Below are 19,309 nucleotides of genomic sequence, written 5' to 3' on the forward strand. Positions count from 1 at the left end.
CTGACGGTTATCTTGGGAAAGCTTCCCTTGCGCCCCCGTCAACCGAAATAATACATCCCGTTGTCACTCTGGACTTCTCGCTTGCGAGGAATAGCGCCGCCTGGGCAACATCCTCAACCGTGATCGATTCTTTCAATAAAGTACGGTCGCGTAGAAAGTCTTCATACCTGTCAGCTTCGACACCATATGCTTTGGCACGATTAGCGACCATCTCCGGAGACCACAGGTCGGTGAATACTCCGTCCGGATTAATCATGTTGGAGCGTATTTTGTCCTTGCCGTGCTCGATGGCCAACATTCGGCACAATTGCGCTTCTGCAGCTTTAGCGCAGCTGTACGCGCCGAAATCTTTGCCGGGAGCGAGCGCGTTTTTCGTATTTACGAAAACGAGGCTTCCGCCTTGTCCTTGATCCAGCAAAGCCCGAACGACAGCACGGGAAGAGAAAAAATGTCCTGTCGTATTGACGGCGAAGCTTTTCTCCCAATCTTTCGCAGGCATGTCGATTATCGAACCGACGATAGCTATACCTGCGTTCGATACGAGAATATCTACGCCCCCGAATGCAAGAGAACTGCTAGCGATGCCTTCGTTCACGGATTGCTCGCTTGTGACGTCGACGACCGCCGTCCTCACTTTACTGCCGTATACGGCCAACTTCTTCTCCGCTTCAGCCAGCCCTGCCGGATTGATGTCGGTCAGGACGACGCAAGCGCCTTCCTGAAGCAGCAGCTCCCCGATGGCAAATCCGATACCCCGCGCCGCTCCAGTCACGATGGCGACTTTGCCGTTCAGCTCTTTCGGTTTCGGTCGCAGACTGAGCTTGTATAGCTCCATCGGCCAGTACTCCGCATTAAACGCTTCCGCTTCCGGCATCGTCTTGAACTTGCCTATCGCTTCCGCGCCTTCGATAATTTGCACCGTATGCTTGTAAATGTCTACAGGCGCTTGCGAGTCCGCAACATCCGTACCTACGCCCCACAGACCGACGCCGGGGACGATGACAAGCCGAGGCGACGGGTTGTGCGGAGTGAAATCCGACTTGTGGTGCTTAGCGAAATAACTTAAATAGTTCTCTTCGTACCTTTTCACGCCCTGCCGAAGAGCTTCCTTCAGTTCTTCAACGTTGCAAGGATCCGCTACCTCAACGACAAGCGGTGATGGCTTCGTGCTTAACACATGTTCCGGCGTAGCAGGACCGGTCTGCGACAGCTCCAGCAAATTATCAGCGTTAGCGAAACGCAGAGCTTCCTCGGAGTCGTCGAACGTCAGAAGCATCGGCAGTTCCGAGCTTACCGCCCCGCGCAACGACGGAGCGACTTGCGCGGCAATTGCCCGGCGGGTATCGCGATCAAGCGAAGGTACACCATTCTTGTGGGGGAATGCGACTTTCACTTCGAGCGCTTTGCGAATGCGCTGCTCGGCTCGATCAACGAGCTCGATATGCCGCTCGTAAGCTTCCTCGCAGTCGTCCGACCACGTTACTAAGCCATGGTGAAGCAGAACGAGCCCCGGTGCATTCAGGTTTCCTTGAACCGCCGCCCCGACTTGCTTGGCAACGAGGAAACCTGGTCGGTTGTATGGAACAATCAGAGCGTCTTCGCTCAGTGCTTCTCTGACCAATTGCTCGGATTGAGCATTATTAGCGATACTCAGAATAGCGTCCGAGTGGGAGTGAAGAACCCAACGAAACGGAATAAATCCGTGCAGTAACGTTTCAATAGAAGGTCTAGGAGAATCCGGGGACATAAGGGCATGAGAAATATAGCGAACCATCTCGTCATCCGTCATATCTTCACGTTCGAACAGAGGCAGCACATCGTTTAATTTTACGCCCGCGAAGCCTTGTTGTTTAATAGTTGAAAGCTGATGTCCGCTCGCCTTGACTCGCAGAACATTTACTTCTTTCCCCATAAAGTCCTGTTCCAACCTCTTAACGGATGTGTTCCCGCCTCCGCCTTGCACAAGCGAAGTATCCGAACCTAGCAGATTAGATACATAGACGAGCTGCTCCATGTCGCTCATCTTTTTTGCCGTTTCTTTGGACCATAAGTTTTTCATAGTTTTCCCTCCAGGTATTATCTATATATGATTTATTTGAAACCCGTAATTTCAGCCAAATGCGCATAATCGTCCTTCAGCTTCGGATATAGACCGGCGAACAAGCCATACATCCGTTCGTACAATTGACTGTTCGCGGCGTTCGGTTCATGCCGTTCGGAGATGGATACCCAATCATGCACGATATCGTAATTTCGGAACGCTCCTACTCCTACCCCGGCAACGATTGCATCTCCGACCGGAGCGCCTAACGAATTTCTGACGTGCTGCGTCGGAACGCCGAGCGTATCCGCCATAATTTGCCGCCACAGCCGGCTGTTCGCGCCGCCCTCGACCATCGTCACCAGAGGATTCACCCTCGTACCCGCTTGCTTCGCATTTTCCACATTCTGCTTGATGCCGTACGCGACGCCTTCCATGAAGGCGCGAATATAATGCCCCCGAGTATGATACAGCGAAGTTCCGAAAATCACTCCGCGCGCCAGCGGGTCCCACATCGGAGTTCTTTCTCCCATGAAATAAGGCAGCACGAGCATTCCGTCCGATCCCGGAGGAACTTTCTCCGCCTCCAAATTCATAATGTCATAAGGGCTGATGTTCAACCGATTCGCCGTATCCACTTCGACCTGCCCGAACGTATCGCGGAAGTAACGGATCAGCGCTCCCGCGCAAACAAGCGCGCCGACCGTCGAGTACTTCGTTCTGGAGTCTGCCGCATGAACGATCGTAATCATGTTCTTGGCGAACGTCGGCTCATCGTGAATGGCTCCCCATACGCCCGCCGTACCGAGCGTTATACTGTTATCCCCATTGTTCAGAACGCCCGTGGACACCCAAGCCGCGTTACAATCGACGGTTCCTGCGACGACCGGCGTTCCCTCCATAAGTCCGGTTAACGCGGCCGCTTCCCGGGTCACATGGCCAACGACTTCGTCGCAAGGGAACACATCCGGCATCTTCTCGGCGTTTAAGCCGATTTCCCGCAACATCTGCTCGTCCCAACGTTTGTTGACGATATCGAAAGCGACTCCAATCAAACTTGCGTTACTATAATCGGTTACGCACTTCCCCGTCAGCTTCATGAGGGGATAATCTTTCGCCGTGAGCATTTTGTACGCCTTATTGTAGATTTCAGGACGATTATTCTTCTCCCACAGCAGCTTTACAGTGGCGTAGTATGAATCGATCGGATTGCCGGAGAGTTTAAATACGGCATCCTCACCGAGAAGCGCTTGAATCTGTCCACATTCCGCGGTTCCCCGGCGATCCATCCAGAAATGCGACAATTGCAACGGATTCAGATCGCGATCGACCAGAATGCAAGCCGGAGACATCGCGCTTAATCCGACTCCAAGAACGTCCGTCGGAGATATTTTCGAAGCTTCCAATGACTTCTTGATCGTCTGCGCAACGGCGTTCCAATACGTATCCGGATGATGCTCCGCCCAGCCCGGGCGAGAAGCGATCATCGGGTACTCGATGTAATGCGTACCAAGCACCTTACCGTCTAGGTCCATAACGACCGACTTCGTTCCGCCTGTTCCGATATCGCAGCCTATGAGGTAACCTTTAGCCATTCGCTTGTTCTCCTCCTCATTCTACATTTCTATGGCGGGCTTCCATCTGTTCCCCGTTAACGTCCATACTGCTCTGCAGCGTCATGACAAGCACATCGAAGAGGATTCCGATTGACTGCTCGAACAAATTACCCATCGGTTGAACCGAAGGGACAAGATCTCCTTGGCCCAGATAGACCGTAGCGGGCACCCACAGCACTGCGTCCGCGATGCGAGGCGTCATTCTGTCCGGCATCCCGGTTATGACAATCAACTCCGCGCCTCTTAGCTTTGCTTGTTCCGCCACATAATGAATATGGCCGATCTCTCCGGAACCGGAAGTGGCGATCAACAAATCGCCTTCACGAATGGCCGGTGTCGTGTCATCCCACATCCAGTGCGCTTCTTTGCCTAGATGCATAAGCCTCATCGCCAGTCCTCGCGCGGCAAGCCCTTCCCGTCCAACGCCGATAAGGAAGATGCGCTTGGTTCGTTTGATGCATTCGACGACTTGCTCCCATTGCTCGGGATCGATTCGATTGAATACTGCAGCCAGCTCTTGCACGATCGTGCCCGTCAGCTTCTTGAATTCCATCGTCTACCTCCTCATGAGCAGCGTCTTAAATCCGAACTTGGACTCTCCCGTTCTCCACTTTTCCATATAGTAGTTAATAATCATTACGAGCAGAAGCATACAGCCCCAGATAAGCTTCTTGGCGTATGGCGTGAAGCTGAACAACGTAAAAGCGCTTTGCAGAAATTGCAGCAGGAACAAACCGAGAAGCACGCCCATGATTTTGCCTTTGCCGCCGTCCGGATGAACGCCGCCCAATACCGCGACCAATATCGCTTGCAGCAAATACGTATCGCCGTAACCGACCTTAGCGGAATTCACTCTGGAAATGATAATAATAGCCGCGATTCCCGCAAGCAGACCGGAAATCATATACACTTGAACAATCAAGCGCTCCGAACGAATTCCACTAAATTTCAGTGCGACTTGATTCTCGCCGTACAAATAAATTCTCGTGCCTAATTTCGTTCTTGTGAGTACGACAGATGCGATGATCGCTACGACCATGAACACGATAAATACGTAAGGGACGTTCAGCACGCTACCCGAACCGAGCTTCAAAAACGTTTCCGGAAATCCTACGACCCCTTGTCCCGAAGTAATGCCCATGCCGATACCGGTAAAGAGAATCATCGTGCCTAGCGTCGCCAGAATCGGCGGAACCGACAGCTTCGCGATGAGTAGCCCGTTAATCGCGCCGCATATCGTCGACACGACGAGTGCGGCGATTACCGCAATTACTACGATCATAGATGTGGAAACCCCTGAATCTGCCGAAATGATTGCTCCCGACAGAAAATAAGCTGCCACAATCCCCGATAAGCCTGCGTTCGCAATGAGAGAAAGATCGATTCCGCCGGTAAGCATCGTGAGTGCCATCGCGATAGCCAATAACCCGAACTCTGGAATTTGGTAGGCCATCGATTGCAAATTGTTCAAGGATAGAAATTGATCTCCCAGCATGAGGATCAGAAACGCAATCACCACGAACGTGATGACCGACAGAACGGACATATGGGGATCCTTACGCAATAACTTGGACAGCTCGTTCACTTTTCCCGACCCCCTAGCTGTTAAAAATAAGATTTTTCTCGTTTTTGACTCGTTCCTGATAAGAAGTAATCGAAACGCTCACGACCAGTACGATGCCGATAAACAAGCTATTCCAAGAGGTTGAGAGCTTCAGGAACACAAGCGTCGAATTCAGTAATTGAATGATCGTGACTCCAAGTATGGTCCCGAATATCGTCCCCTGCCCTCCTGTTAGCTTGGCACCGCCGATAGCGGCCGCTGCAATGATGGACAGTTCCGTTCCAACGAGAGATACGGGATTCACCATTTTCACCTCGGATACGTAGATGACGCCCATGATACCCGAGAGCACGCCTACGAATGCGTAGATAACGAGTCGCAGAACAAACAAATTAAATCCCGCGCGAACTGCCGCTTCCTCGGAGTTTCCCATTGCAAAAATACCTCTGCCGATCATCGTCTTATATAGAAGAAACCATGTCGCTATAATGACGAGAACGACTGGGATGATAAAGACGGATAAGCCGTAAACCGTGCCATTCGAAGTTGATAATTCAATCAGCCTCTGCGAGCCGAATTCCTTAAGAGAAGAAGGCATCTGACTCGGAGTAATGCTCTTCGTCCCAAGGAAAGTCGTCATTAGTCCATAAAACACGCTTGACGTTCCGAGCGTCACTATGAGCGTTGGCAGCTTGAATTGATGGATGATCAATGCATTAACCGAGCCGAGCAGCAAACCGATAAGCCCAGACACCGCGAATGCGAAAAACAAGTTGTCGATCCCGATCGCGAGCATCGCCCGCGCCGACGAATAACCGCCGATGATGGCTACCGCCGTGAAAGAAACGTCAATTCCTCTGGAGATGAGGACGACAAGCACTCCAAGCGCGAGAATCAGCATCCCTGAAGATGCTCTCATCATATCCAGCAGCGTCTCCAAGCTAAGAAACGCGGGATTTACGATGGACACGACCGTTGAGTAGGCAACAATGATGAGGAGCAAATAGAGCTCCATTTTGTTTAGAGCGAGCCGTTTCAAGAGACCCTCTCCTTTTCCTCGGAATTTCCTTGGCCTTCTACTTGTCCTGGACTGCTCATCACGCTCATGATATGCTCCCGCACGTCAGGCTTGTCCAGATCGTCTTCCGTCAAAGCTTCGACGATGCGGCCGTCGTACATAATGAGCAGTTTGTTGCAGTTCGCCATGATTTCGTCCAACTCGTCCGTGATCAAAATGACACCCATATTCTCGGCCGTAAAACGATGAATCTGCTCGTAGATTTCGCTCTTAGAGCCGATATCGACGCCTACCGTTGGCGTATCCAAAATAAACAACTCTGGAGTCGTGGCAACCCATTTAGAAATGACGCCTTTCTGTTGATTGCCGCCGGATAGATTACGTATCGGCGTGTCTACATTGTGAGTGCGAATTCTTAACTTTCTCACGAAATCCTCGGCAATATCGTTCTGCTTGGCTCTATCGATAAACCCCGTTGGCGATCTAAGCTGCTCATGGATAGTGGAGGTAATGTTTTCCTTCACGCTTTGTCTCATAAAAAGCCCTTGGGAATGCCGATCTTCCGGAAGAAGCGCGATGCCCTGATTAACGGCGTCTACGGGAGAGTTGATCGTGCACGGTTTGCCTTTCATCCACAACTGTCCGGAATCGCTCGGGTTGAGTCCGAACAAGGATAATGCAAGCTCCGTTCGTCCCGATCCTAACAGTCCGATAATGCCCATAATATCTCCGCGTCTAACGGTGAAATTAATATTGTCGTAGTGACCGCTCTTCTTCAAATTACGAACTTCCAGTAGAGGCGAATCGTCTTTCGCAGTTCTCTTGTAACGCGGAAACTCTACTTGTCTGCCCGTCATATGGAAAGAAAGGCTCTTATGATCCAATTCCTTAGCCGCATAATCGCCTGTTTTCTTGCCTTCTCGGAAAATCGTAATTTGGTCCGAAATCTCGAAAATTTCATCGAATTTGTGGCTAATGAAGACGACAGACAGCCCATTGCGCTTCAAATCCATGACAATGGACAACAGTCTGTCCACCTCTTTCTTCGTTAGCGCAGTCGTCGGCTCGTCCATGAACAGCACTTTGGCGTTCTGGCTCAGCGCTCTGCATATCGCCACTAATTGGCGGTTGGCGACGGACAACGACTCTACTTTCGATTTCAGATCGAGAGAGAGTTGAATTCTCTCTAATTGCTCCTCTGCGATCCGGTTCATTTCTCTCCAGTTCACCAGACGTTTGCGAGTGGCTATCATCTTGTTCATCGCGATGTTCTCCGCTACCGTCATATGTGGAAACAAGGACAAATCCTGATAGATGACTTGAACGCCCAAATCGATCGCTTGAATGGGGGTCACCTTCCGATAGGACGTACCGCCGAAAACGATCTCCCCGGAATCAGGCGTTATGACACCGGAGACTGTCTTGACGAATGTCGATTTTCCCGATCCGTTCTCCCCGGCCAGACAGAGAATCTCCCCCTGATTGATCGTTACGGATACGTCATCGAGTGCTTTGACACCCATGTAGGATTTCGTAATATTATTCGCGCTAACAATGGGAGGAAACATATGATTGAGATAACCCTCCTTCTCTACCTTGGCCATTAGAACGTTAGTTAATGCTTGGAGGCGAAGAATTAGAAGCACTCCCGCCAGGGTTGTCCCTCTAATTCCTCGAAATGATTACAATTAGAACGGATATTGGTCTACGTTATTTTTGTCAAGTATCAACGTTGCGTTCGCTTTAAACACTTTACCTTCCAGCGTTACGCTTTCATAACCAGGGCGCTTCAGATCAATTCCGCTCTTAATTTCCTCGCCTTTAAGAATTTTGTAAGCGAGCAATGTTGCCGCATATCCAGCATCCGCAGGTCTCCAGCAGAGCGCTTGATACATATACCCTTCCTTCAGGTAGTTGCCGGAAACCGAAGGCAAGCCAATGCCCGTTACGGCAAGGTTCTTATTGCTCTTCTCTTGCAGAACGAGAGAAGAGGAAGCGCCTGAAGATACGGATGTATTAAAAATGCCTTTAAGATCCGGATAGGCCTTCAGAACTTCTTGAGCTTTCTCGTACGCCACTTTCTCATCGTTGCGATCTTCGTAAGGCTGTTTCGAGACAAATTCCATTTTCGGATATTTCTCCTGCACGTATTTCAAGCCTGCATTAAACCACTGCATATGCGTTTCCATCGTCAAAGCGCCGACGAAACCCGTAAATTTGCCTTCATAGTTCATCGACTTGGCCATAGCCTCGAACATCGCTTCGCCGAAGTCTTCATTGTTAAACGCTTCCAAATCGTAGTCCACGATATCCGCAAGCCCTTCGGCTTCGTGGCTGATAACAACGATCCCCTTTTCCTTCGCTTTCTTCAGAACGGGAGCCATTGCGGTCGGATCGTTAGGAACGACGAGAATCGCATCGACTCCTTGTGCAATCAGATCTTCGACCATCTGCACTTGTTTGGCAGGATCTCCGCCTTCCGGAGCAATCTGAGAAGCGTCTACGTCCGCATACTCCTTATCGAAATCGTCGACTCCGGTACGCATATCGTCAAACCATGAAATCCCTTCATGCTTGGCTACCATTACAATCTTATAGTTCTTATCGTTGCTGCCTTCGCCGGAGTTGCCGGAACCTTCTTCTTTAGAATTCGAAGCACAACCGGATAATACTGTCGTCACTGCAACAACTGCGCTAAGTAGAATCGACCAACGTTTAAGCTTCATGTTTCACTATCCCCTTATAAGATGATTTGATTTGGAGCTTATTTTCGTGTTGCTTTTCTAGTCGACAGCCTTATGTCGCAATCACCTCCATCGAAACGTTCAAGGCACTTTGATATAGAGCGCTTTCATTTCGAATTTTCATCATCATATTACACAATTTTATATATTGTCAACGATTTTTATTGTTATTTTAATATAATTTAATGTTTTTTAAAGATTTACTTGCGGTTTAATCGCTTATTTATTGAGTATTTTTGAGTTTTATTGTTGAATATCATCAAAAAATGAATAAAACTCCGATTACACCTATCACAATCCATCCATTCCAAAGAAGAATATGCAGATAAATCCAAAATATATAGTAATTTATCTTTAAAAACCATCAAAAAATCTTTGCCTGATAACCCTTGTAAATTATAGGTTTTTATCGTAAAATTCCTCAATGCTTTCCGTTCATTTTTTATTTCATTTGACGTTTATTGATATTTTTTTTATACTTTTGTTGAATCCAAAATACATCTCACCTATTCATTGTATATATCCCATATCGCAGGAGGTCATATGTTAGCTCTAGAGCGGAGAAATAAGATCGTACAAATCATCAATAAACAAAAACAAATCTCGATCAAGCAATTATCGATCGATTTGAAGGTGTCGGAGGGAACATTACGAAACGACTTGAAGTCATTAGAAGAGGAAGGCATACTCGAAAGAACCCATGGAGGAGCCGTGCTACCGAAGCAGCAGCTCACTGACGCTTCCAACAGATCTTTCCGTCAGGAAGTAAACGTTGCGGAGAAAATGGCAATCGGCAAAGCCGCGGCGGAGCTAATCCAGAACGGCCAATGCATCATTCTTGACGCTAGCACGACGGGATTGGAGCTCGTACGTAATCTGATGCATATGGAGTCGCTGACCGTCGTTACGAACGGGCTTATCACGGCGCAGGAGTTAAACCGCAATCCGCACATTAACGTCATCGTCATCGGCGGCGTGCTGCGGTCCGGTTCCAGCAACTTGGAAGGGCTGCTCGGCAAAGATTTGCTGTCCCAAATTCATGCCGATATCTTCTTTACCTCCGCTCATGGCTTTACGATAACGGAAGGTATGACCGTTTTTGATGTATATGAAGCCGAATTGAAGAAGTTAATGGCCAGCAATGCAAACAAGGTTGTCGCCATGGTCGACCATACGAAGCTCGGTAAACGATCGACGGCTACTTTCGCAAACTTATCGCAGATCGATACGTTGATTACCGACTCTGCGGCGAACTCAGAGTTTCTAGCTCAGATCGAGGATGTAGAAGTCATCATCGCGGAATAGTTCATATTGCGGTGTCTTATGTAATCAAATCTTGAAAAAAAATACCCCCTGAATGACGTCCTCGCGACGCCTTTCAGGGGGTTCCTTTTTCTCAAAAATATCTATGATTTCCTACTCGTTTTGCTAATATGCCGAGCCCGTACCGTGGACCACTTCTCATCGATCGATACGTTACTTACCAACGTATACTCGGAATGTTCCTGAATGAGCTTCCACAGGATGTCGCGGTTGATATCCGTCTTCACCTTGGAGCTTTGCTTCGGATACGTTATCCAGAATACGGCGTCATCGGCCAGATGAGGGATGACTTGCTTCAGCCTCTCGATCGTCTCTTTCGCATCGTTCACGAATAGCAGAACGAATTCGAACTTTCCTTCCAAGCGTTCGTCGGTTTCGATTCCAAGTCGAAACCCTTCCGGAGGGAACAATACGATCGCTCGTCCGGATTTGTACTTCAGCTTCTTAACGACATCCTCCAACATCCGACACCTCTTCGATTAGCAACTTATTTCGCATTATAATAAGCTTTCAAGAGCGGCACAAGACCTAGCGGATTTTTCCGCAAATGCTGGGCGCTGAAAAAAATATCGCCTTTGATCTCGAAATATTGCTGGTTGTACTTTAATTGATCGATAATCTCCTGGGCATTGTTCCATCCGATCTCCGGCGTACCGAGCTTATATGGCGCATGTCCAATATAGAGGTCAACTTTCGTACCTCGAACTTCGTTCGTCCACCAATCGACTAACGTATTGTACTGGGCAATCTTGAGAGTCATGCTCCAGTAAATTTGGGGTGCGACATAGTCGATCCACTCTTCCTTGATCCATTTACGCACGTCGGCATACATATTGTCGTAGGCCGTTACGCCGGCTTTCGTGGCCGATCCGGTCGGATCTACTTCTTGATTGCGCCATACGCCGAAAGGACTGATTCCGAATCTGACCTGCGGTTTCGCCTGCTGTATGGACTTACCTAAATCCTCGACAAATCGATTAATGTTATCTCTGCGCCAATCCGATTTATTCAATAGCGGATCTGCATTATATTGCGTATAGGTGGCATCGTCCGGGAATACACCGTTCGAAGGGTAGAAATAATCGTCTAAATGAACGCCGTCAATCTCATACCCGTTTACGACTTCTATGATGACATCGATAATATGCTGTCGGGCTTCCGGTATGCCTGGGTTAATATACATTAGGGTGCCCGATTTCACGATCCAATCCGGGTGCTCGATCGCGACATGATTCGAGGCTAAATTATCCGTCTTCGCATCCGTGTTTGCCCTGAACGGGTTAAACCACGCATGGAACTCCATCCCGCGTCGATGGGTTTCTTCGATCATGAACGCAAGCGGATCATAGTCCGGTGCTTGCCCCTGCTTCCCTGTCACGAATCTAGACCAAGGTACGAGCTTAGAGGGGTAGAAGCTGTCCGCCGACGGCCTTACTTGTACGAATACGCTGTTCAAACCCATACCCTGCAAATCATCCAATAATCGTATGTATTCTTGTCGCTGCTGTTCCGAATTTGCGTACGATTTGTCGGAAGGCCAATCAAGGTTATACACGGTGGAAATCCAAGCGCCTTTGAGAGACATATCCGTCAAGCCCCCTTGCGTCTGAAGTTTAATCGTTTGCGCGGATTGATACCATGTAACAAGCAAATTCATCTGCTTGCTTACGAACCGAAGCGGAACCATAACCCGTCCGTTGATGGCTTGAACGGTTGCATCCAAGCCGACTTCCGTTCCATTCACGAGCGCGAACTTTTGTCCGATTTTCATGCTTAACGTCGTGCCTTCATGCCTAATCGTGACCGTTCTCGTACTTTGCGACCAAGATACTCCCGCTCCAAGGTTTTTGCTGATGACGCTAAGCGGAACCATCGTAACGTTTAATTTAGGGATAATGTACGGAGGTACGTCGGCATTGATTTTGTTGTCATCGAGGTAAATGCTAATAGCGGACTGAGGTTGTGCATGAGTGATGGAAGCATTTCCGATTAATGATAGAATGAGAGCGAAACTGAGCGCGAACAAAAAAAGCCGGTTGCCTAACCGCATAGAAGATTGCCTCCAAAACTTTACTCATGTTGTTAAAACATTGTATAAGTTAGACGTTAATAGAGGGAAGTAGTTGCAGAGAAACGCAAAAAAAGCGACTCCATCAAAACGGAGGCGCTTAATCTATAGAGAAAATCATGGAATGAATTGCTGGGTGATCTTAACGATTCGATTGTTCTCTATCGTGAAGTGATAAGGAAAATCCTTCATGTCCATCTCGGACGGTTCCGTGAACAAGGAAATGAATTTGTCGACGCTGATCTGTTCGTTCCATACGGTATCCGCTTCTTCGATATGACCTGTTCGATTGTAGATTTGCATAAACACTTTCGCATCGGCTGCGATTTCCAACGATTGCAATACAGTATCATCGTTCACGATGTAATAGCCGTCCGGAGCCTCTGTCATCTCGGGATCCTGCTCTCTCTCGCGGAATACACGGTTCGCATCTTCGCCTTCATACCACTCTATGAAATCGACATCCAAATACGTTCGGCCGTCGTTCTGATAGAGTCGATCGATATAAGCGGCCTTCGTGTGCGAGTCTTGAGGGACTGGCGTGTAATCGTTCGTATTGGCTTGAATAAATCCGAAAGACGTGAACCCCAATAATACGGCGACAAAGCTGACTAGTATTTTGTTGATCATAACCGCATTCTCTCCTTCTGGGGCGTATAGCAGCCTTCACTTACTTATACCCATTAGACGTTGGAGCCAATCATTAGGTTTCACTTCTTCGGAGTAAAAATTAATTTTTTTTAATCCGATACCGTACCTATTCATGCCTATACGTCAAACATATGCGCTCGAGCGGTTTTTAGTCTGACTAAACTTGCCTACCCTTCAACCCAAGACGTTCTCACGTAACCGATCTTCATTCCGATACGTTCCATGTTGCGGTGGCTCTGGGACAAAAAAGAGCACTGGCCCACGACGAGACTGCAATTTTGAATTGCCGCTTCCCTGATCCTTCGAAGCAATAAGCTTTGCTGCAACCCCTGATTCCTGAATTCGGGTAACGTTGCCGCGAAAGTCAATGACGCTATTCGTTCCTTCATGTACATGACTCCGACGGCAGCCGGGGTTTCCCGATATAAGGCCAAATAGAACTTCCAGCCTGGACGGTCGTACAGAACCCGATTGTTCGCAGCTACGTACGGAATTCCGTCATCCGATAATCCAGTACCTCTACAATGGATGCTTGCATAGCTATCGAACTCTTCTTCTCGTAACTCTCTAATACGAATATCATCGCTTAAGCCCTCGATTAATGACGATGGTTCTATGTAAAGCGATGTATGAAATCCAGACGGGTAGAATCCGCGCTCGGACAAACGTTTCAACGCATTCGCATCGACAAGCGAAGGCACGATTTCGAATAGCGGTTTCCGATTGTTCGATCGATAGAAATCCAAGATGGCATCGATGGCATCCAAGTCGTTGCTTCTGAAGCCTTTCACCGTATTGAACGAGGCCCACGGCATCGTCTTGCTGTAATAACAAGTGGCATTGCCGAACCTTGCGACCTCTATGCCTTCCGGGTTGCCTTGCCTGCTCTGGATAGCGATCATGCGATCCCGCATGTAATCGACTTCGGATCGTTCGATCTCCTCAATGAGCTGAGCGGACGGGATAGTGATCATAAGCCGCCACCCGCCGATTGTTGTTTGTTCATAGCATTGCAACCCCTCTGAAATGTGAACAAACCCCATCACCCTAATGGCTGACGGGGCTTGTTTGAATAATTGAAAGCTCATACCTTTATTTCAAGATGACGATATCTCCGATTAAAGGAAGTCGCTTTACTTGTCCGTTAACGACATTGAGAATACCGATAATCGCCAGGACGAGAACGCCAAGATTAGCTAGCGGCAATAAAAGCCACCCGATAATCGGAATAATTCCAAGCACGATATTGACTGCTAGAGCAAGCAGGAACAGATTAAATCCTTGTTTCGCATGAAATTGCGCGAAGGGTGATTCTTTGGCCGCAAGTAAAGGAATAAAGAACAGAATGTAAGCAACGATAGTGATTCCTTTATTTTGCCGAATATCGGATTCGCTTACCGTTGTATTGAACTCTTCATGACGTTGCATGAATAACACCTCATCCAATGGAATGTAATACACCTATTATATTCCAGATTAAGAAGGGTACGCTAGTTACTTCCGTCATCTTTTTGGGTCATTACAGGTAATCGGACTTTCGAAGGACTAGTCTTCAAGAACTATTCGTCGCTTGCAGGGACGTAATTAGGATGGAGAGTTAGGAAAGATACCCCTCTAGCCTGCGCTTTACATCGTTCCATTCACTCCTAATTATGCTATAGATCACATAGTCCATATCGTAATATTTTTTTCTCAAAATGCCTTCTTTAGTCGCTCCCAATCTTTCGATTGCTCGTTGCGATCTTACGTTCTCCGTAGAGGTAATGATCTCGATCCGATTCGTCTCCAACTTCTCAAAGCCATGCTTTAGCATCAAGTATTTTGTTTCCGTATTTACTCTTGTTCTCCAGACCTTAGAAGAATACCATGTAGATCCGATGTTGAGATTATGATGCTCCTCCGAAATTCTCAGGAAACGCGTCGAGCCGACGAACTCATTGAGCTGTTTATCGAATACAGCGTATGGATATTGCTCTTTACGTTCACGACCATCTATCGCTTTATCAATAAAACGGTTCATGTCGTCGAGCGAATGAATCTTGATCGGGTAGTTAGCCCAAATTTCGGGATCCCTCGAACAATCGTATAAGGATTTGGCGTGCTTAGCTTCCAAAGGAATTAACTTGACTCTATCTCCTTCTAACCCGGTAAACTGGAACAAATGGCTCCCCCTCGCTTCTACCTCGATTGATGAAAATGGTGCTAAATCTCCAATCGCAACCTGACCATGTCTCTGAGCCGCATGCCTTCTTCGAAGATTTCTTCCTCGTAATGTTTGACGAAGAAATCGGTGTCCACCGCAAACATTCTGAATCCGCACTTCTGGTAAAGCTTCAGTTGCTTTACTCCGGTGCTTCCCGTTCCGATCTCGATCGTCTTGGCATGGAGCAATTTCGACTCCTCGATCGCGCGTAACACTAACGCCTTTCCGATTCCTCGTCCTTGAAAATTTTCTCCAACGGCGACGTTCACGATCTCGATCGTCCCAGGATGCGTACGGATGAGGACGAATTCGCCTACTAACTCTTCATCCAAATAAGCCAAATAGCAAATCCCTCTGCTCACGTATTCTTCGACTAAGTTTCTAGATGGATCAGCCAGCAATAGAAGGTCCCAAGGGGGGGCTTGATCAGGACCCATTGGTTTAATGATAAGGTTAGCGTTATCCAATTGATTCATCATCGTCTACGACTCCAATATGATTATTAAAATGATCTCCTCTTGGGAATCATTTTCTTGAGGTGAACTAATGCACATGCTTATGAGAATCCTATGTATTGCGGTTGTTTTCTTCTTCGCATTCAACAATCGCGCCGTTCCCGCTTCGGAAGCTCCGAATGTCGCTATTTTCGATGTAAAACAGGAAAAAGTAACTAAAGTGATTCCGTTCGATGCGGTTTTAGAACAATCAATCGTCGAGGTACTACAATCTTCCCCCGCAATGTTCGGAGGATTTTCTTTGAATCCCCGAAATGGGCTTGTCCTGCACTTCGTATTCGAGTCCCCGATTCGGCCCGCGAACCGGTTCTATACAAGTCGAATCAAAGAGCTCTACTTGTTCTTAGAACCGCAAACTAAGCCTAAAGCGCTGTTGTTCCTGACGTCCAATCAACCTAAGACGATGGTCGTGGAATTGGATTACGATACGGAATTGTTTATCCGAAACAACCGATTAGAGACAGCGTGGCAGCTTAGTCAATAAACGACAAGCCTTTCGTCTCGAGAGCTGCGCGCAGCTGTTTAATGGCATTCGGTCCAATGCCGTGCAATTGCTTGATTTCATTCTCGTTAAGCTTCGAGATCTGCTCCAAGCGCGTGATCCCTGCGTTGTGCAGCGCTCTTTGCGCGGGCTTGGACAATCCGGTTGGTAGATCATTCGCTTCTGTCATGGACTTGTAGTGCCTCCTCTATTTTGCGTTTTAGCACGACTAAGAGTATTGCAAGCATTAAAGATAGCGTGACCATCATCAAGTAAGTATTAAGATTAAAGATTTGGTTGTTGATATGAATAGATAAACCCGACGTTATGGAATCGATATACGCCCAATCGATTTCTCCCGAAATGCTCTTATTGGCTTGGGCGATGTGTTGTTTGTACCGCTGGAAGCTCGTCTGTTGATAAGAAATACCTACCACCCAATGGAATATGACCGCCATACTTGCAATAATCGTCCATTTTAACGGGATCAGCTTAAGCTTAATCCATCTGCACCATTGATACACTAGCACAAGGAATAGAACAACGATCGGTATCACGAATAGTAATGCCGGGTTACCGTTTCCGGACACTTGCCCCGGACTAACCGTCATCGCGTGTTCGATGAACAGAAAGATGGATAGTAAGCTGACGAGATTCAATAAGAGCAAAAGAGTTGATTTCAATGATCTTCGCTCCCTGCTTGCTCCCGAATTAATGCTTTACTTCTTCCAGTCCCCATGTTAAAACTTCTAAACGCTCGGAATAGTGTAGAATGGGAGGTCCGGCGGGAAGCTGGATTCCGTAGCCGGCGGTCATCGTATTGGCGTAAATCTCTGCTTCCGCATGCTGTAACGGCCAAGGGTGATGAAGAATCTCGCATCTAAAGATTCGGTCTCCGTAACTTGAGTATAAACAGTATCTTTCCGTAAGCCAATGATCTAACGCGCCTTTTTGTGTCGCATAGGGAGTAGAAACGGGCTTGTATATCCCATGAAAAAGAGCATTCTCCCCCGTGCCTCGCCGCTTGGACTCATACATGAAAGTTCCGTTTAAATCGTTGACCTTGATATCCGCCCAATAATAAGGCAAATGATACAAGGCTTTCGCGCCTTTGACGGCAAGAAGATGAGTCGCATCCAAGCTAAAGAAGTAGACGCCCGGTTTGTCGTCTATCGTCACGTAAGTCCTAACATTGATCTCGGCAAATTTCGATGTCAACGGGATCGGCGGCAAGTAACGTAACCGTATTCCGCTCATACGAAAAGGGATAACCCCGATCCAAGCCTGCCCCTCGTGAACATCGAGCTTCAGCGGACTTGGGATAAACGGTCGTAATTTCTCCACGGCAATCGGCCAATGAGCGAACAACAGGTTATGCCAGATTTGCTTCATTCTCCAAGGCTTGGAAGGTACGGGCCAAGGTCGATGATCCGATCTCATCGCATTCAGTCTCCCTTGTTAGATTTTCCGGATACGGCTCTCGAGGTGATCCGATAGGGATAGTTTTCAAGCTGAACAGTGTCTTCCCAAGCGTTAGCGATGACGATTTCCAATGGGTAAATTTCGACTTTCTTATCCGATCCTAACCAGATGCGATCTAAGGAGGAAAGGATTAACAAGCCTTGCTCGTCACCGATCGGCGTAAACATGTCGTCCCCGGAGAGATAAATTTGCTCATCGTATCGTTCGATCAACAATTCTGACAGCGAGATCACGTCGAGCGCCGGCATGCCGATCTCGCTTATGTTTAACAAATCTTCCGGATTGAAAGGTTGATCCGACTCTTGCTTCGTGTTATGTCTCGCGATGAATTCAACGATATTGCCAGCGGGATCGTAAAAATAAGCAGAATGGGCATTCCAATCCTTAAAGAAGTTGACTTCTTTTTCATTGGTGAGGTTAATCACGATTCCTCTGGCCTTCAGCCAGGGAACGATTTGATCGGCTTTGCTTTCCGTCACGTTAAACGCAAAGTGATAATACGGTTTGAGCTCGGCATCGCATCGTTCGAACGTTAATCTCGATTCCCCGACTTCGAAAGAAACCCGTCTCTCGGAACGCTTGACTATTGGCAGCTCTAACACCCGATTATAAAAGTCGACTATAGATTCCAAATTGTTCGCGAACAATTTGATTTCTTGAATGAACATATTTATCCCCTCCCGAATGCCATTTCATTACACCAGAATATCGGATATGAACCTCACTTATGCACGACCGTTCCAAAAGTTATCTTCATATTCGGAGCGCAAGTTAGCCAAAAGTCCTCCCCGAATTCCTTAGAAAATTTCAATTCTGCTTCATATTGAGCCTTGGCTTCTTCTTCAGTTAATCCCCTCGACATAAGGTTATCTATAATTTCCATCTCATCGCCAGGTTCTTGCCCGATCCCATCCTCCCGTAACGAGCGAAAGAGCTTATATTTGCTGTCCCTATCCATATTTCGATCTAGAAAATTAACCTTATCGCTGACTCTGCACTCTACGTGGTTTAATCCCAATTGGCTTAATATGATCGGTATTCGTATCCCGATATTCCCTTGTTTCCCTCCCGACTTCGCATCTGCTTCAAACAGCTTCTGAAGAATTCCCAAGCGAATAACTTGGGAGGGTTCGAGATCATCAAAGCCGTAGTTCGCCATATTCGCGATCCAGTGAGTTTCGAAACAAATGACTTTCCCCTTATCCCGCACGCTATCCTTCATTTTCCCCAATATGGATGTCGGGTCGTTCATATGTAATAAAAAAGCATGACACATCGCAATGTCATACTTGGTACCGACTTCGAAACGTTCGATATCTTCGGCGATGAATTCAGTCTGATACGGAAGATTATGAAAGATGTCCTTGGCTTTCCGGATCAACTCTTCACCCTTGTCAATGCCCGTATAGGTCGATCCTTCGGGAAGGAGCGGAAGCAGTTTAATTCCAAGATAACCATATCCGCATCCATAATCAATAATGTTAACCGGCTTATGGATTTTCCAGACTTTGGTTACCAGAAATTCAAGATAATCATCATTGTAGTATAGCCATCGCGTGTTTCTAAGATATTCGATTTGCGTGTCCCAATAATAGTCGGACAT

21 protein-coding genes are annotated in these 19,309 nt (G+C 47.6%); 2 read left to right on the plus strand and 19 right to left on the minus strand.

Annotated elements, in window-relative coordinates:
• Positions 1-7 precede the first annotated feature (7 nt).
• The 7 genes from rhaD to HH215_RS08405 all read right to left on the minus strand — a co-directional run bounded on the left by rhaD (position 8) and on the right by HH215_RS08405 (position 8,965).
• Positions 8-2,059 carry a bifunctional rhamnulose-1-phosphate aldolase/short-chain dehydrogenase gene (gene rhaD / locus HH215_RS08375; RefSeq protein ID WP_169279483.1) on the minus strand — a complete coding sequence of 684 codons (2,052 nt, stop codon included), beginning with the start codon at positions 2,057-2,059 and terminating at the stop codon, positions 8-10.
• A 32-nt stretch (positions 2,060-2,091) separates the two neighbouring features.
• Positions 2,092-3,636, minus strand: a complete 1,545-nt coding sequence (locus HH215_RS08380; RefSeq protein WP_169279484.1) for an FGGY-family carbohydrate kinase — start codon at positions 3,634-3,636, stop codon at positions 2,092-2,094.
• A gap of 16 nt (positions 3,637-3,652) precedes the next feature.
• The gene (gene hxlB / locus HH215_RS08385; protein WP_169279485.1) at positions 3,653-4,210 is read right to left on the minus strand and encodes a 6-phospho-3-hexuloisomerase; all 558 of its coding nucleotides are present in this window, start codon (positions 4,208-4,210) and stop codon (positions 3,653-3,655) included.
• Positions 4,211-4,213: 3 nt separating this feature from the next.
• Entirely contained in the window at positions 4,214-5,242 is a 1,029-nt protein-coding gene (locus HH215_RS08390) for an ABC transporter permease (RefSeq protein WP_169279486.1), read from the minus strand.
• A gap of 13 nt (positions 5,243-5,255) precedes the next feature.
• Positions 5,256-6,260, minus strand: a complete 1,005-nt coding sequence (locus tag HH215_RS08395; protein ID WP_169279487.1) for an ABC transporter permease — start codon at positions 6,258-6,260, stop codon at positions 5,256-5,258.
• Complete coding sequence (locus HH215_RS08400) at positions 6,257-7,807, minus strand: sugar ABC transporter ATP-binding protein (protein WP_169279488.1); 1,551 nt, start codon at positions 7,805-7,807, stop codon at positions 6,257-6,259. Before HH215_RS08400 ends, HH215_RS08395 begins: the two co-directional genes overlap by 4 nt.
• 120 nt (positions 7,808-7,927) lie before the next feature.
• A complete protein-coding gene (locus HH215_RS08405) occupies positions 7,928-8,965 on the minus strand; it encodes an autoinducer 2 ABC transporter substrate-binding protein (RefSeq protein ID WP_169279489.1) in 1,038 nt (345 codons plus the stop codon).
• A gap of 561 nt (positions 8,966-9,526) precedes the next feature.
• On the opposite strand from HH215_RS08405, the gene HH215_RS08410 reads away from it, so the two are divergent.
• On the plus strand, positions 9,527-10,288 hold the full coding sequence (locus HH215_RS08410) for a DeoR/GlpR family DNA-binding transcription regulator (protein ID WP_169279490.1): 762 nt from the start codon (positions 9,527-9,529) through the stop codon (positions 10,286-10,288).
• 101 nt (positions 10,289-10,389) lie between these two features.
• Here the strand turns inward: HH215_RS08410 and HH215_RS08415 are convergent, their stop codons facing one another.
• From HH215_RS08415 to HH215_RS08445, 7 genes are all read right to left on the minus strand, one after another.
• Positions 10,390-10,770, minus strand: coding sequence for a hypothetical protein (locus HH215_RS08415; RefSeq protein WP_169279491.1), 381 nt, complete (start codon positions 10,768-10,770; stop codon positions 10,390-10,392).
• A 23-nt stretch (positions 10,771-10,793) separates the two neighbouring features.
• Positions 10,794-12,356: a family 10 glycosylhydrolase gene (locus HH215_RS08420; protein ID WP_169279492.1), complete on the minus strand. Its 1,563-nt coding sequence runs from the start codon at positions 12,354-12,356 to the stop codon at positions 10,794-10,796.
• Between the two features lie 135 nt (positions 12,357-12,491).
• Positions 12,492-13,004 carry a hypothetical protein gene (locus HH215_RS08425; protein WP_169279493.1) on the minus strand — a complete coding sequence of 171 codons (513 nt, stop codon included), beginning with the start codon at positions 13,002-13,004 and terminating at the stop codon, positions 12,492-12,494.
• A 188-nt stretch (positions 13,005-13,192) separates the two neighbouring features.
• Entirely contained in the window at positions 13,193-13,999 is an 807-nt protein-coding gene (locus HH215_RS08430) for a GNAT family N-acetyltransferase (protein ID WP_169279494.1), read from the minus strand.
• A 118-nt stretch (positions 14,000-14,117) separates the two neighbouring features.
• Positions 14,118-14,453, minus strand: a complete 336-nt coding sequence (locus HH215_RS08435; protein WP_169279495.1) for a DUF4870 domain-containing protein — start codon at positions 14,451-14,453, stop codon at positions 14,118-14,120.
• A gap of 169 nt (positions 14,454-14,622) precedes the next feature.
• Positions 14,623-15,186, minus strand: a complete 564-nt coding sequence (locus HH215_RS08440) for a GNAT family N-acetyltransferase (protein WP_169279496.1) — start codon at positions 15,184-15,186, stop codon at positions 14,623-14,625.
• Positions 15,187-15,227: 41 nt separating this feature from the next.
• The gene (locus tag HH215_RS08445; RefSeq protein WP_254450556.1) at positions 15,228-15,704 is read right to left on the minus strand and encodes a GNAT family N-acetyltransferase; all 477 of its coding nucleotides are present in this window, start codon (positions 15,702-15,704) and stop codon (positions 15,228-15,230) included.
• 76 nt (positions 15,705-15,780) lie between these two features.
• Here HH215_RS08445 and HH215_RS08450 point away from each other — a divergent pair, with 76 nt between their 5' ends.
• Complete coding sequence (locus tag HH215_RS08450) at positions 15,781-16,227, plus strand: hypothetical protein (RefSeq protein ID WP_169279497.1); 447 nt, start codon at positions 15,781-15,783, stop codon at positions 16,225-16,227.
• Here HH215_RS08450 and HH215_RS08455 read toward each other — a convergent pair.
• Genes HH215_RS08455 through HH215_RS08475 form a run of 5 tightly spaced genes read right to left on the minus strand, consistent with a single transcriptional unit; the run spans position 16,217 to position 19,309 of the window.
• Entirely contained in the window at positions 16,217-16,414 is a 198-nt protein-coding gene (locus HH215_RS08455) for a helix-hairpin-helix domain-containing protein (RefSeq protein ID WP_169279498.1), read from the minus strand. The two genes, HH215_RS08450 and HH215_RS08455, sit on opposite strands and share 11 nt — an antisense overlap.
• A complete protein-coding gene (locus HH215_RS08460) occupies positions 16,398-16,907 on the minus strand; it encodes a hypothetical protein (protein ID WP_169279499.1) in 510 nt (169 codons plus the stop codon). Before HH215_RS08460 ends, HH215_RS08455 begins: the two co-directional genes overlap by 17 nt.
• Before the next feature lie 28 nt (positions 16,908-16,935).
• Positions 16,936-17,664 carry a YqjF family protein gene (locus HH215_RS08465; RefSeq protein ID WP_169279500.1) on the minus strand — a complete coding sequence of 243 codons (729 nt, stop codon included), beginning with the start codon at positions 17,662-17,664 and terminating at the stop codon, positions 16,936-16,938.
• Positions 17,665-17,669: 5 nt separating this feature from the next.
• Complete coding sequence (locus HH215_RS08470; RefSeq protein WP_169279501.1) at positions 17,670-18,374, minus strand: VOC family protein; 705 nt, start codon at positions 18,372-18,374, stop codon at positions 17,670-17,672.
• Between the two features lie 53 nt (positions 18,375-18,427).
• A complete protein-coding gene (locus HH215_RS08475; RefSeq protein ID WP_169279502.1) occupies positions 18,428-19,309 on the minus strand; it encodes a class I SAM-dependent methyltransferase in 882 nt (293 codons plus the stop codon).

Origin of the sequence: Cohnella herbarum (genome assembly GCF_012849095.1) — a bacterium.
GTDB classification, from domain to species: Bacteria; Bacillota; Bacilli; order Paenibacillales; family Paenibacillaceae; genus Cohnella; species Cohnella herbarum.